Annotated in this window: 14 protein-coding genes; 3 read left to right on the plus strand and 11 right to left on the minus strand. The window is 48.0% G+C overall.

Annotated features, from left to right (window positions below; translation table 11 throughout):
* Positions 1-162: 162 nt before the first annotated feature.
* The 3 genes from iscR to KFF03_RS12885 are packed head-to-tail and all read right to left on the minus strand — an operon-like array spanning position 163 to position 2,333.
* A complete protein-coding gene (iscR, locus tag KFF03_RS12875; RefSeq protein WP_255857329.1) occupies positions 163-648 on the minus strand; it encodes a Fe-S cluster assembly transcriptional regulator IscR in 486 nt (161 codons plus the stop codon).
* 60 nt (positions 649-708) lie between these two features.
* Positions 709-1,551, minus strand: a complete 843-nt coding sequence (gene cysE, locus KFF03_RS12880; protein WP_255857330.1) for a serine O-acetyltransferase — start codon at positions 1,549-1,551, stop codon at positions 709-711.
* Positions 1,548-2,333, minus strand: coding sequence for an RNA methyltransferase (locus tag KFF03_RS12885; protein ID WP_255857331.1), 786 nt, complete (start codon positions 2,331-2,333; stop codon positions 1,548-1,550). Before KFF03_RS12885 ends, cysE begins: the two co-directional genes overlap by 4 nt.
* A gap of 137 nt (positions 2,334-2,470) precedes the next feature.
* Between KFF03_RS12885 and KFF03_RS12890 the strand changes: the two genes are divergently transcribed.
* Entirely contained in the window at positions 2,471-3,244 is a 774-nt protein-coding gene (locus KFF03_RS12890; RefSeq protein ID WP_255857332.1) for an inositol monophosphatase family protein, read from the plus strand.
* A gap of 238 nt (positions 3,245-3,482) precedes the next feature.
* Here the strand turns inward: KFF03_RS12890 and KFF03_RS17690 are convergent, their stop codons facing one another.
* On the minus strand, positions 3,483-3,917 hold the full coding sequence (locus tag KFF03_RS17690) for a cold shock domain-containing protein (RefSeq protein WP_304941499.1): 435 nt from the start codon (positions 3,915-3,917) through the stop codon (positions 3,483-3,485).
* A 192-nt stretch (positions 3,918-4,109) separates the two neighbouring features.
* Between KFF03_RS17690 and KFF03_RS12900 the strand changes: the two genes are divergently transcribed.
* On the plus strand, positions 4,110-4,385 hold the full coding sequence (locus KFF03_RS12900; RefSeq protein WP_255857333.1) for a SlyX family protein: 276 nt from the start codon (positions 4,110-4,112) through the stop codon (positions 4,383-4,385).
* 101 nt (positions 4,386-4,486) lie between these two features.
* On the opposite strand, the gene KFF03_RS12905 is transcribed toward KFF03_RS12900, so the two are convergent.
* Genes KFF03_RS12905 through KFF03_RS12915 form a run of 3 tightly spaced genes read right to left on the minus strand, consistent with a single transcriptional unit; the run spans position 4,487 to position 8,040 of the window.
* Positions 4,487-6,337, minus strand: coding sequence for a Gldg family protein (locus KFF03_RS12905; RefSeq protein WP_255857334.1), 1,851 nt, complete (start codon positions 6,335-6,337; stop codon positions 4,487-4,489).
* Positions 6,338-6,347: 10 nt separating this feature from the next.
* Positions 6,348-7,079: an ABC transporter permease subunit gene (locus tag KFF03_RS12910; RefSeq protein WP_255857335.1), complete on the minus strand. Its 732-nt coding sequence runs from the start codon at positions 7,077-7,079 to the stop codon at positions 6,348-6,350.
* Between the two features lie 10 nt (positions 7,080-7,089).
* Positions 7,090-8,040: an ABC transporter ATP-binding protein gene (locus tag KFF03_RS12915; RefSeq protein WP_255857336.1), complete on the minus strand. Its 951-nt coding sequence runs from the start codon at positions 8,038-8,040 to the stop codon at positions 7,090-7,092.
* Between the two features lie 293 nt (positions 8,041-8,333).
* On the opposite strand from KFF03_RS12915, the gene plsB reads away from it, so the two are divergent.
* Positions 8,334-10,802 carry a glycerol-3-phosphate 1-O-acyltransferase PlsB gene (plsB, locus tag KFF03_RS12920; RefSeq protein ID WP_255857337.1) on the plus strand — a complete coding sequence of 823 codons (2,469 nt, stop codon included), beginning with the start codon at positions 8,334-8,336 and terminating at the stop codon, positions 10,800-10,802.
* A gap of 33 nt (positions 10,803-10,835) precedes the next feature.
* Here the strand turns inward: plsB and KFF03_RS12925 are convergent, their stop codons facing one another.
* The 4 genes from KFF03_RS12925 to KFF03_RS12940 form a co-directional block, all read right to left on the minus strand.
* Positions 10,836-11,630: a class I SAM-dependent methyltransferase gene (locus tag KFF03_RS12925; RefSeq protein ID WP_255857338.1), complete on the minus strand. Its 795-nt coding sequence runs from the start codon at positions 11,628-11,630 to the stop codon at positions 10,836-10,838.
* Positions 11,630-12,427: an undecaprenyl-diphosphate phosphatase gene (locus KFF03_RS12930; protein ID WP_255857339.1), complete on the minus strand. Its 798-nt coding sequence runs from the start codon at positions 12,425-12,427 to the stop codon at positions 11,630-11,632. Before KFF03_RS12930 ends, KFF03_RS12925 begins: the two co-directional genes overlap by 1 nt.
* Before the next feature lie 9 nt (positions 12,428-12,436).
* Positions 12,437-13,141 carry a tRNA (adenosine(37)-N6)-threonylcarbamoyltransferase complex dimerization subunit type 1 TsaB gene (gene tsaB / locus KFF03_RS12935; RefSeq protein WP_255857340.1) on the minus strand — a complete coding sequence of 235 codons (705 nt, stop codon included), beginning with the start codon at positions 13,139-13,141 and terminating at the stop codon, positions 12,437-12,439.
* 124 nt (positions 13,142-13,265) lie between these two features.
* Positions 13,266-14,177 (minus strand): hypothetical protein, encoded by a 912-nt coding sequence (locus KFF03_RS12940; protein WP_255857341.1) that lies wholly within the window; start codon positions 14,175-14,177, stop codon positions 13,266-13,268.
* Positions 14,178-14,505 lie beyond the last annotated feature (328 nt).

The following is a 14,505-nucleotide window of genomic DNA, read 5'->3' on the forward strand; positions in this document are numbered from 1 at the left end:
TCGATGTTGAAAGTGAAATCCGAACGGACATTGTCAACAGCAACGAAAGCAGGTCAAGTAGGCAGTTTGTATTTACTCACAAACTGCCAATGTCATTAAGCCAGAGTGGCTACGTCATCCAGGCTAGAGCACTCGCCTCATTAGGCCAGAGCGCCTATGTCGTTAGGCTAAAGCGCCTTCGGCGGCCAGAATTGTATCAATCCGGCTTTTTGCCGCTTCGTCCTGACGTTCAGAAATCTGACGAATTTCTTCACGCTCCAGCAGCGACTTCAGCGTAATACCCGCTAAAAACTGATGAATCTGGTCACTCAGATCCATCCAGAGGTGGTGCGTCAGGCACGCATCACCGTTCTGGCAATCACCCTGACGATTACACTTAGTAGCATCCATGGATTCATTGACCGCATCAATGATTTCTGCCACCTGAATTTCATCATCCGCACGGCTCAGGCGATAACCACCACCTGGGCCTCGCACACTGGCAACCAGACCATTTCGGCGCAGCTTGGCAAACAACTGCTCAAGATAAGAGAGAGAAATTCCCTGACGACCCGAAATATCATTCAGGCTCACCGGGCCGGTCTGTGCATGAATGGCAAGATCCAGCATCGCGGTCACCGCATAGCGGCCTTTTGTCGTTAATCGCATAAATTTCTCCTCTCATCATCAGGACGAATTATGCGGATACCCGACAAAACCAGTCAAGTATTAGTTTGCATCCTGACTTTTCTTGTCATTCGAAGCCACATCATTCCGGCCGTCAGCTGCTGTTTCGTCATCACCTGATGATTTCAGCTCACTGAGACTGACAAAGTTTTCCTCTTTCAGTTCCGGTAACGCTTCATTACAGGTGTTATCACCAAGATCGTTCAGCGCTTTGCACATACGGTCAATTTTGTCGTCCACCGCGTGCATATGGTCCATCATGTTATGAATCGAGCGAGCGATCGGATCTGGCATTTCATCGGCCATGCCATAGGAGTCAAAGCCCATTTTTTCCGCCATGGCCTTACGGCGGCTGTCCTGCTCAGTGGTTGCTTTACGAACAATACGACCAGGAATACCCACCACAGTCACCGCCTCAGGTACTTCTTTAGTGACCACCGCATTTGAACCAATACGGGCATTATCCCCCACTACAATAGGCCCCAGAACCTTAGCTCCGGCACCCACAACCACACCATCTTTTAACGTGGGGTGACGCTTACCTTTATTCCAACTGGTGCCACCCAATGTGACACCGTGATACAAGGTGCAGTCATCACCGATCTCCGCCGTCTCACCAACAACAACGCCCATGCCATGGTCAATAAAAAAACGACGCCCAATGGTCGCGCCCGGATGAATCTCAATGCCGGTCATCCAGCGGCTGAAAGTAGATAATAACCGTGACAACCACTTAAAGTTTTTGCGCCACAGCCAGTTGGCAAATCGATAATGCACGATGGCGTGTACGCCCGGATACGTGGTAATCACTTCAAAAGTATTTCGTGCTGCCGGATCTCGTTCAAAGACACAGGCAATGTCTTCACGAATGTGTTTGATACTCAATGTGAGTCTCCGTCTTGCTCAGCATTATCTGCTGTTTTTAAAGAAGCCTGTTGGCGCTGCATTGCGCTGAACATGCCTCGCATAATATTGATTTCCATTTTATCCACACCTGCCCGCTGATACAGACGGCGCAACCGTGCCATGGTTTGCTTGGGAGTATTGGGGTCAAGAAAGCCGATATCAACCATGGTTTGTTCCATATGCTGCAACATGCCGTTCAATTCAGCGTGACTGGCCAGCTCATGATCCCAATCAACCCCCCAGGCTTGTGCCTCATCAGCCGATTGCTTATCCACTTCTGAAGCCAGGCGCATTTCATAACACATCACCTGAACCGCCTGAGAGACATTCAGCGATGAGAAGTTTTCATCGGTTGGAATATGCACATGAGCATGACACAAGTGCAGCTCTTCATTAGTCAGGCCGCTCGACTCACGACCAAATACCAGCGCAATCTGACTGCCTTGTTGTGCCGCCTGCGCCGTCTTTGCCGCACACTGGCGAGGGTTCATCAGGGGCCAGGGAATATTGCGACTACGTGCACTGGTGCCAACCACCAGGCCACAATCGGCAATCGCCTGCTCTAATGTCTCGGTGATAACAGCATTATGAAGAATGTCTTCAGCACGCGAAGAGCGTTGGATTGCCTCATCGTTAATCTCGGCTTTTGGATCAACCAGAACCAAGCGGCTCAACCCCATATTTTTCATCGCCCGTGCTGCTGCACCGATATTTCCCGAGTGAGTGGTGTTGACCATGACGATCAGAATATTGTCCAGCATAGCTCGCGTATTTCTCTAGCCTAAAGTCAGACTGACAACCATTTTAGATGCCAGCCAAAGGAGCAGAAGTGTAGCGCAAAAGGTAGCGCCGGTGATATAATTGTCTGTTCACTGTTCTTTAAGAGATAGCAATTCCTATGCAGCCCATGGTTAACCTGGCGTTGCGCGCTGCGCGTAATGCTGGTCAGGATCTCGTTCGTCGTCTTGATCGTTTTGATGCGTCACAAAGTACGGATCAGGAAAAAGCAAAATTTATCGCAGACTGCACCATCGGTCTGGAAAAAAGCATCATTTTTGAGCTGAAGAAGTCGCTGCCAGAACATAATTTTTATGGTCGCGAAACCGGCGACAATATCACCGATGAAAAACAGCCAACCTGGCAGATTTGTGTGATTGATGATGTCTCGAACTTCCGTGTAGGAATTCCTTCTTTTGCCATCATTCTGAGCTGCGTGCAAAACAGCAAAACTGAACATGCCATTATGGTTAATCCAATGAATGGCGATGAGTTTACTGCCTCTCGTGGCCGTGGTACTCAGCTGAACAACCGCCGCATTCGTGCCAGCCAGATCAATACACTGGAAGATGCCATGATTGGCTACACCCAGCCGCTGAGCTTTAACGAAGAAGCGTTTGATCAACGCCAGCGTTTACAAAAGCTGATGGCTCAAAGCTACGATCTGCGCAACATTGGCTCCAATGCCTTATCTCTGGCTTATGTTGCTGCCGATCGCTTCCAGGGCGCGTTACTGAGCAATGTCGATGAGTTTGCATTAACGGCAGGCACTCTGATTGCTTCAGAAGCAGGCTGCCTGGTATCGGATATCAGCGGCGCACCTCAGGTAAAACCGGGGGCCAACATTGTTGTCAGCAACCCACGCTTATTAAAAGCACTGATTGCGCTGAAATAAGCGCTCAACAACGCGCTTTACTCCCGCAGGTTTTGTCTATACTGAATTCAAACCTGCAGGAGATACGCGATGGCAATCTGGCAACAGCTCACTCTGATCATGCAATGGTACGCTGAAACACAAAGCTGTGATGAACTCAGCCTCCACCAGGGAAATAATTCCGCAACACCGTCAGAATGACACCCACAAAAAAGGCCGCAGATGCGGCCTTTTTTAGTTAGCTGATTGCTGAAAACATTCAGCGAACGGCAGAAACGTCTTCGGCTTGAGGTCCTTTCTGACCACGAACCACGGTAAACTTCACACGCTGACCTTCGGTTAATGAACGGTGGCCCTGACCACGAATTGAGCGGAAGTGAACAAAGACATCTTCGCCATCATCCCAGGTAATGAAACCAAAACCTTTTTTCACATTGAACCATTTCACCACACCACGCTCACGGCCATCTTCAACATCGTTTTCAACAATGGTGCCGCTGCCACGGTAACGGCGACGACGTGCCGGCACTAACTGTGCAGAAACAACGCTGATCACAAACGCGGCAACCGCAAGTGTGGCCAACAGATTAGTTTTACCTTCAAAACTCAGCGGAAAGGCAACCTGCATCAGAACCGGAAGCAGTGCTGCAAAGACGGCGGCTATAATTAATTTACGAATCAGAACTTTACCCATGTTTTCTCTCGTATCTATCGTTATTATCGTTTAATCACAATTTGCGCGAACACATCCATGAATTCCTGATAGCAATCTGCCGTAAAAAAATGGCAAGATGACACACTGGAAGACACAATGCGCAAATATAACAAGTGGGCTATGAAAGCCCAATTCATTAAAAAAATCAACACGATAGCAATAAGGTAAAGAGTGTCAGAGAAACAATCCCCAGCAGAAAAAAGTCTAGCCTCAGAAAAGCAGCTTTCTCCGGAAAAGCACCAGCAGCAAATCGTCGAGCTGGAGACTCGAGTTGCTTTCCTGGAGGACACCGTCGACAGTTTAAACAGCGAAGTGGCTGATTTATCGCAGCAGTTTGAGCTGGCAAAACGTGCCATTCAGATGATGCATCAGAAACTGGAACAAGCCGGAGCGGGTGATAACGGCATTAAACAATTGTCTGATGAGACACCGCCGCCTCATTATTAACTCCAGCCTTAACCGCATCTTTGACGATCAATCCGACTCATGTCTCGCACTCGGTGAAACATAAGTCGGCTGATGTGAAAGAAAAGCGTTGGCTTGACAGCTTACGACAATGTTTGACGTCGCCGTATCAGATAGGCAACCAACCAGCATAAAAACGTCAGAAGCACAGGCGCAACAAAAATATTAAGTACCTTCAGGCGTGTACCCAGCGCTTCAATATCTTTATCCAATTCATGTTGGACGCTACGCAGCTCTTTACGGATTTCGACCTTTTGTCGCTGAAAATCTTCCAGCGCTGCTTGTTGTTCATCCGATAATGCCAGCAATGCCCCCTCACCGTCTTTTTGTTGCTGCAACTGCGCCAGCTGCACCTCCGTCTCCTCAAGGCGTTGTTGCAAACGTTGCTCACTGACTAAAAAGCGTTCTTCTGCTAACGCCTGTAACTCATTTACCCTGTCAAAAGGTCGGCTGTATTGGCCTCGGGCACGTAAAGTAATCAACTCAGGGCTGCCCGCCAATTGATCGACCAGGTTGATCACCAAATTGCCGTTATCGGCCCAGGGCGATGCGATACGCTGCCCAAAGAAGTTTTGCACCTGTACCCACAAACGGTCGGTCAATACATCGGTATCCGCAATAAGTGTGACAGACAACGATTCTGTTTGCGCTAAATGCCCTTCCGCTTTTTTATGATCAACACCCGTTGGAAAGGCCGTATTGGCATTGCCCAACGCCCTAACTGCCAACGCGTATTCCTCACCGGAGGCAACAAAATTCCGTTGCAACTCAATCAGATCAACACCAAGACGCATCCTATTTGCATCCATTAATTGAGATTCAACCGAAGAAAACAGCCAGGGTTGAATCTCTGTTGTCGCTTCAGCGGTCGCCTGAAAAGCCCCAACCGTTCCCAGATTCAGACTTTCCAACTGAGACGTGACCACACTGTGACTTTCCACACCCTCCTGAGTCAGTGATAACAAACCAAAATGACGCATCGGAGGCCGATTCGCTCCCTGAGAAACCACCAATGCATTAGCCGCATCCAATACCACTTGTCCGGCATCCCAGCTCACCCCCCAGCTTGAGAGTAATGTGTTCAAAGCCGTTGGCGACCCCGCATCCGTTACCGCCATGGCAGAAGCCGATGAACTTTCGGCAACCGGATCGAGAAATGCCAAAATACGCCCACCCTTTAATGCAAACTGATCGATGGCATACAACGCCTGGTCAGTTAACTCCGGCGGCTGAATCAACATCAACAGATCAATATCATCATCAATGTGGTCGAGTTCAGGCGTCAAGGAACGAACTTCGTATTGTTGTTCCAACTGCTCAACCGACATCCAGGGTGGTGTTTGTCTTCCCGTTTGAGGATCAAACCCACCCCTGACATTTAATCCGCTCAGCACACCAATGACCGGAGCACGATCCTGCTGTAGCTGATGGATCAGACGTGTGACATCGTATTCCAGAAACGCTTCCTGATCCGGCTGTAAAAAAGGTAAGACGGCGACAGCACCATCACCGGCCTCGGTTAATTCTTTAAGTGCCAGGCCAAAATACAACTCATCACCAAAAGTCGACACCGGCACTGCCTGCAGGCCTAATTCTGTTGCTTTATCTTCCTGCTCAGAAAAAGGTTCAGGATCGATCACCGTCAGCACCAGCATGTTATTCGAGTGCAGTACGTACTCGGCCAGTAACTCTTCAACCTGTTTGGCATAGGCCCGTAATTGGGTCAGATCCTGACTGGCCTGCTGTGAAAAAAACAGCTGCATTTCCAGTGGTTTGTTCATATCAGCCAGAATACGTTTGGTACCATCGGATAAGGTGAATAAACCTTGTTCGGTCAGGTCCAGGCGCACTTTACCGCCCAGATTGTGAATCAACGCTGCCCCTGCAATAAAAGCCGCAAATAGCCCGAATAAAAACAATGACTTTAATTTCATAACGACCTCCTTATTGAGCTTTTTTAACCAGCAGAACCTGACGCGTCGCCAGCAACCAGATGACAATTGTCAGTAAAAAAAACAACACATCTCGCAGATCAACCACACCCCGTGACAAAGCCTCAAAATGTGTCATAAAACTAAGACTGGCAACAAAATCAACCACCTGAACCGATGCCCAGCTGCGGAATACATCCAACACCATCGGCAAACCCGATAACATCAGAATAAAACACACCAATACCGCCAGAATAAAAGCCACAATCTGATTGCGACTGAGTGCTGACATACAGGAGCCAACCGCAATAAATGCTCCCGCCATTAACCAGCTGCCCAGGTAACTGGTGAACACCACACCATTATCGGCTTCCCCCAGGTAATTCACCGTCAACCAAACCGGAAAGGTGCACAACAAGGCAATACCGGCAAATAACCAGGCGGCCAGGAATTTCCCTAACACCGCTTGCCACAATGTGATGGGCAAGGTCATTAATAATTCAATGGTGCCCAACTGTCGCTCCTGCGACCACAAACTCATGGCAATCGCCGGCATAAAGAATAAATACAACCACGGGTGAAAACTGAAAAAAGGCAATAAGTCCGCTTGCCCACGGCTGTAAAAACCACCGAGATAAAAGGTAAAAACCCCCGACATCATCAGAAAAATTAAAATAAATACGTAAGCAACCGGTGTCGAAAAATAAGCCGCCAGCTCACGTTTGCATATAATCCAGGTACTCATATCAACCTCCTTATTTTACTGCCATGTCAGTCTGATCATGATCAGCTATCGTCAATGAACGAAATACATCATCGAGTCGCCCGCGTTCAATGTGCAAAGTATCGATTGGCCACTGTTGTTGATTGATCAGGGTATTGACCTGCGGGTATAACGCGACACCCGGTTCAGGGAACAGCAGGTAATGACGACCATTCTGCGTTTCATCTACCTCCATCACGCCATCCAGTGCAGCCAAAGCGGAAGCCGCTTGTGCAACAGGCTCACTGAAGCTGAGTGAAATGGCTTGATGATAACGGGAGCGCGCTTCCAGCTCCTGTGGCGTGCCATCAATCACTTTTTTCCCTTGTGCGATAATCATAGCTCGCGAGCAAACCGACGTGACCTCTTCAAGAATATGGGTAGAAACAATCACAATTTTGTCGTCGGATAAATGGGTAATCAGATCCCTGACCTGCTGTTTTTGATTCGGGTCCAGGCCATCGGTTGGTTCATCCAGAATCAGTACCGCCGGATCATGAATCAGGGTTTGCGCTAATCCCACACGACGCTTAAACCCTTTTGATAAGGTTTCAACCGGCTGTTTAAGCACCTCTCTGAGTTCGGTTTTATCCACAACCGCGGCCACACGATTGCTCAATTCAGATCCGGAAAAACCCCGGATTTCAGCCATAAACCGCAAAAAAGCCAATACCGTCATATCGCCATAGGCCGGAGCACCTTCCGGCAAATAACCAATCTGCTGTTTTGCCTGAAGTGGCGCTTTCACAATATCCGCGCCAAAAATTTCAACTGAGCCAAAGTCCGGCTCAAGAAAACCCGTAATCATTTTCATGGTGGTCGATTTTCCGGCACCATTCGGCCCGAGAAAACCCAAAACCTCACCTGGCATTACCTGAAACGATAACTGATCAACAGCGGTAATGCCGCCAAATCGCTTAGTTAATTGTTCTACCTTAATCATTTCCAACTCCGTGAAAAATCTGCATCTTCACATAACTTCACTGCACCTTTGTGCAGCGGTTTTATCAGCGCGTTAATGTCTATCATATTGAGCGAATTTGTTGAGCCTGATTGACAATTTTCGACACTTTCAGACCCGGAACAGTAGGAAAATCAAAAATACTCTAATGACAGCTCACCAAAGCGCATAAGTCATTTTAACCCTGACGACAGAAGGGTAAACTAAGCCAGCTTTTATCCGGCAGATTCACCTGTCAGATCATCGCGCTTTGCCTATCGTTATGAGATTTATATATGCAGTTTATACAGTCACTGCGCCGCACACTTTATCGCTGGCAGCAAAAAATGCTGTACAGCGTTATCAAGACCCGTGTGATTGGCCCGGATACGTCAGAATTTAACCTTTCATCAGATCAGCCAGTCGTTTATGCCCTGCTTTCGCCATCCCATGCAGAACAACTGGTGATTGATAAAGAAGTGACTCAGTTTGGCTGGACCAGCCCAAATGAAGAGCGCTTATCACGACGTTTGTCTGCCAAACCTTTTTTCAACTTGTATAAACGCACTGGGATTTTCCGTCGTAAAGGATCGCCAACGGTTGCCAAACAATTAGTGAAACATGCCAGCTGGCTGGCCGAGGATGAACAACGCGACATCCAAATCATCCCTGTACGGGTATTTTGGGGCAAAGCCCCGGACAAAGAAGGCTCCTTCCTGAAAATCTGGCTGCAGAACAGTGGCGCACTGGGTGGAAGGCTGGTCACATTAATGGCCATTTTGCTCAATGGTCGGAATACTTTCGTCCATTTTTCAAAACCTGTTTCTCTGCGTGAGCTGTATGAAGCGGACAAAAGCCCAGAAGTGCTGGCACGCAAAGTATCGCGAATTCTGCGCGTTCATAACCGTCAGGTATCGGCTTCGGTTCTGGGGCCAGACTTATCCCACCGCCGGACACTGGTGCACAATATTCCACGTAAACCCATGGTGCTGAAAGCCATCCAGCAAGAAGTAGAAAGCAAAGGCATCAGTAAAGCCAAAGCGCAGCAACAAGCCCTGAAATACGCCGACGAAATTGCGTCTAATATTTCTTATACCAATGTACGCTTTCTTTATGTGTTGCTGACCTGGGTGTGGAACAAAATTTATAACGGGGTCAATTTACACAATATCGAAACACTGAAAGACGTCAGTAAAGACAACGAAATTATTTATGTGCCTTGCCACCGCAGCCACATTGATTATCTGCTGTTGTCTTACGTTCTGTACGTGCAGGGCTTGCAACTACCACAAATCGCTGCCGGTATTAACCTGAATATGCCCGTGGTTGGGCCAATTCTGCGACGTGGTGGTGCTTTCTTTATGCGCCGTACCTTTCGCGATAATCCACTCTATGCCGCTGTTTTTGATGAATACCTGCACACTATTTTCAGCAACGGCTACGCCACTGAATATTTTGTTGAAGGAGGCCGCAGCCGTACCGGACGCACACTGAACCCCAAAGCTGGCATGCTGGCCATGACATTGCGCAGCTATCTGCGTGACTCCAAAAAGCCCATTATTTTTATGCCGGTGTATACAGGTTATGAAAAAGTCTTTGAAGCTGGCAGCTACCTGGGTGAGCTACGCGGCAAGAAGAAAAAGAAAGAAAGCATCTTTGGTTTATTGGGCACACTGCGTTCCTTTAAAAAGTCCTTCGGTAAAGTACACGTCACCTTTGGTAACCCAATTTACCTGACGGATTTTCTTGATCAGGAAAAGCCAGACTGGCAACAGCAGGATTACCAGGCTTGTCAGTTCCGTCCGGACTGGGCTCCTGAAGTCGTTAACAAGCTGGCACTAAAAGTCGCAACTGAAATTAATAACGCCGCGTCCGTCAACCCGATTAATTTATTGGCGCTGAGTATTTTATCCGCGCCACGCCAGGCGATGGACGAACACACTCTGATTCGTCAGATGGAGTCGTATCGTGATTTATTAGAACAGACGCCATACAGCGACATCACCGCCTTACCCGAGGGCAATGGCATTGAGTGGTTAGCTTACGCTGAAAAACTGGGTGTATTCTCACGCAGCAAACATCCGATGGGCGACCTGATTCAGACCGATGATCGCCAGGCTGTTACTCTGACTTACTATCGCAATAATGTGTTACACCTGTTTGCGCTGCCATCATTGATTGCCTGTTTATTTGTGAATAACCAACGTTATAACCGTGATCAGGTACACCAGAATATTCAGCAATTGTATTCCTTCCTACAGGCTGAATTATTCCTCCACTGGCGTGCCGATGAGCTGGATGCGGATATTGATCGCTGGCTGAACGCATTGGTTGAAAAAGGCTATTTGTTTGAAAATGAGCAGGGTTTCCATGCCACGCCAACCACCAGCAATGAGTTTGCGATGTTACGTGGCTTAGCCGATAACGTTATGCAGACGCTGGAACGTTATTTCCTCACCATCAGCCTGCTGATTCGCCGCGGCTCTGGCAGCTTAAACGCTAAGGAAACCGAGGAACAGAGCACCTTATTGGCACAGCGTATCAGCTTACTGTATGGCATCAATGCGCCCGAGTTCTTCGATAAATCATTATTCCGCACTTTGATCCAGCATTTGCAGGAGCGCCAGCTGCTGACCAAAACGGACGATGATTTATTGGCCTACAACGATGAGTTAAAAGCTTTGTCGGATGTATTAGAAGTGATTCTTGATGGCGCTCTGCGTCAGAGCATTTTACGCAGTCTGGAAACTGAATTACCGGATTAACAATGCCTTAAACGCACATCGATGCCCCCGCTCTCAGAGCGGGGGCGGTGCGACTTTGGCTTTCACATAAATATCAAACCGGTTGGCTTTTCCGGTTAACGAATAAGTTGGCTCGCGGTCGGCCAGTGGCCGTGCTTTCCGCGCACGCTTCACCACCACCCGACAACGGGCACACGCCAATGCACGAGACAATAAATCATCCGCATCCGCATCCTGCCCAACGACCTGACGAAATGCCTGCATGTCTTTTTTAACCTGCGCCTTCGCCTTTTCGTCGTGTTCAAACATTGGGTCGAGATACACCACGTCTTTTAATAATGCCGAGTCAGAAGGTGGTACTAACAACTCGTGGCTACTACCAAATTCGAGATGTATACGGTGGATAATGTCGCTAATTTCCGGATCGAGCGCACCGCGGTTCAAGCCATCCTGCAATAACGCAGCCACAACCGGCTGACGCTCATAAGCCGTTACCTGACAACCCAAAGTTGCCAATACAAAGGAATCACGCCCTAAACCTGCAGTGGCATCAATGACGGTGGGTTTATACGCGCTAACACCAATCGCCTTAGCAATATCCTGTCCTTGTCCACCACCAAATTTTCGTCGGTGAGCAACCGCGCCTTGTGAAAAATCAACCTGTACCTGTGTACGCTTTTTACCGGGCTTAACATTGCCTTGCTGCAAACTTAAACCTTGTTCATCCAAACACAGGTGAAAACCCGGCTCTGCCAGCAGAGACTCATCCGCCAACGATAAAGAAAAACGCTGGCTCAACGCCAGCGCTTCAGAATCTTTACTGTGATCCAAACAAATCAGCAAACTCATCAGATAAAGAACACCAAAAGAACAGCACCCAGTATCAACCGATATACCACAAACGGCATCATGCCAATTTTGTTAATAAAGGCGAGAAAATAATAAATACACAACCAGGCACTGATTGCTGATATAGCAGCCCCTAAGGCCAGCGATATCCAATCAACCGGCAATGCTGAATTGGCTAACTCCAGAGTTTTTAAACCTCCAGCAGCCAGAATAAGCGGAATGGATAATAAGAAGGAAAAACGAGCGGCTTCAACTCGATGCAAACCAACCAACAGCGCTGCAGTAATGGTAATCCCTGAACGTGAAGTGCCCGGAATTAATGCCAACGCCTGCGCCAGGCCAATCACCAGAGCCATCATTAATGTCATATGAGTCAGGGTGATACCGTCTTTTTGGGTTTTATCTGCAAATCCCAGTAACAAACCAAAACCAATGGTAGTTGCCGCGATAACCGCTGTTGAGCGTAAATTAGCTTCGATCCAGTCATCAAGTAATAATCCGGCTAACCCAGCCGGAATGGTTGCCACAACCACAAACCAGGCGAGTTTTGCTTCGGTATTTGGAGCCGAACTGAAACCGGTTTTAAACCAATTAAGCGTTAACACCCCAATATCTCGACGAAAATACAACATGACCGCCGCCAGAGTGCCAACGTGTACTGCGACATCAAAAGCCAACCCCTGATCTTCCCAACCCAACATTCTGGACGGCAGAATCAAATGTGCTGAGCTGGAAATTGGCAAAAATTCCGTTAATCCCTGCAACAGAGCCAGTACAATAATTTCAATCAAATCCATGATATATCCTTAAGAGCGCTTCAATAAGCTCGGCTGTTCATCCAATTTTTTCCAGGCAACGGAATCGCGTAAATAAACAGGCTGGTGTTGTTCTTCGCTACCAAACTCATTGTTTTTCCAGGCCGCCTGAACCAAACGAGTCATAAATTCAGTCTTCGGCTGAACAGTCGGATCATCAGCGGTTAGCGCCGACAAACTCTCCAGAGCCAAACCATCGCCGACCACTAAGCCATTAAAACCAGTTAACGCATCAATGCATACCTGTGGGGTCGAAACATGCTCCTGACCATGTGGTTGCATCATGCCATTGTTGTCACACTGGAAAATACTCCAGAACACTTCACCCATGTGAGCATCCATAACAACGGCAATTTTTTGCGCAGTGTGAATCGATTGGGTATCTGCCACTTCCTGAGCAACAGCTTGCAACGAGGAGCAACCATAAACCGGAAGATCCAGAGCCAAAGCAATACCTTGCATGACCGAAGCCGCAATTCGTATACCGGTAAACGATCCGGGGCCACGACCATAAGCGATACCATCCAACTGATGTTTACTCATACCGGCTTGCTGCAGTATTTCATCCACCATGGGTAAGAGTCGTTGAGCATGACGTCTTGGCTGGTCTTCACAGAGATGAAAATTACCTTGATCCGTGGTTACAGATACCGAGCATAATGCGGAAGAAGCATCAAGAATTAACAGGTTAGCCATAGCGCTAGCAATACCGCTCCAGAGAAAACAAAAACAGCCTTAAAAACAGGCCGCAGTATAACATAGCGGAATTCAGGGGAAGGAAGAAAGGATATAAAAATGCCCGGCAAGCCGGGCATTTTTATTATTTAGCTGCCTTAGGCGGGCGACCACGACGCTTAGGTGCGGCGTCTTTTGCTGGTGCAGCTGCGGCTGCTTTTGGCGGACGGCCACGACGCTTAGGTGCTTCAGCTTTTGCAGGAGCTGCTGCTGCCGCTTTAGCTGGACGACCACGACGCTTAGGCGCTTCCGCTTTTGCAGGAGCTGCTGCCGCTTTGGCTGGACGACCACGACGCTTAGGCGCTTCCGTTTTTGCAGGAGCTGCCGCCGCTTTGGCTGGACGACCACGACGTTTAGGAGCCGCATCTTTAGCTGTAGCCGTTTTCGCTTTAGCAGGACGACCTGGTTTACCTTTTGGCTTCGCTGGCTTTTCAGCTGCGGCTGCTTTTGCTTTCAGCTTCTTAGCTGTAGCTTTTGCTTTGCCTTCTTCTTTCTTCGCGCGCGCTTTCACTTTAACAGCGTCTTGCTTCGCACGGGCTTTACGCCACTTAGCTTCAAAAGTCGCAACGGCTTTCGCCAGATCGGCATCTGCTTTAGCTGATAGTTCAGCTTCATAGGCCACAGCGGCTTCTTTTGCTGCTGCCAGAGCCGCTTCTGCTTTTGCTTCAATCTCAGCAACTTTCAGAGCAGTTGCTGCAGCACGAGCTGCTGCTTTAGCAACTTGCAGCTTCTCTTTTTCAGCTTTTACTTTTGCATTAGCGGTAGTTGCAGCACGCTTAGCTGCTGCAGTTGCTTTAGCAGCAGTTGCTTTTGCTTTTGCCGCCGCTGCTTTTTTCTCAGCTGCTTCTACTTTAGTTTGTTGAGTAGCAACTGCTTTAGCTGCTTTTTCAACGGCTTTAGTTGCTGCTACAACTGCTTTTGGCAGAGCTGGTGCTTCCGCTTTTTTGGCAGCAGGCTTACGTCCACGTTTAGCAGGCGCTTTCTTTGGTCGTGCCATGGTTAGTCCTCGATTTTATGTCTGATCAGAAATCGTAGTACGTACAACCGCCAATAACAGCAAGCGCTGTACAATAACTATTCGTTGCAATAATAGTATTTTTAAATTAAAAAACCAAAAAATATTCGCATAAAAAACTTGATTTTGGCTTTTTTTTACCTTTTGCGATGATTTTTTTGATTAAAATCGGTTTTTTGCCCAGATAAACGAATCACTTAAACGATTTTTATATATTCCTGGTCATACACTGTTTGATCGATTTGGTATTTAGCTGCCGTCTTTTTACGGTGGACCGTCAAATAATTCAAAGTGGTTTTATAACAAATCA

The sequence above is a fragment of the Bacterioplanoides sp. SCSIO 12839 genome (assembly GCF_024397975.1).
In the GTDB taxonomy this organism is placed as follows: domain Bacteria; phylum Pseudomonadota; class Gammaproteobacteria; order Pseudomonadales; family Oceanobacteraceae; genus Bacterioplanoides.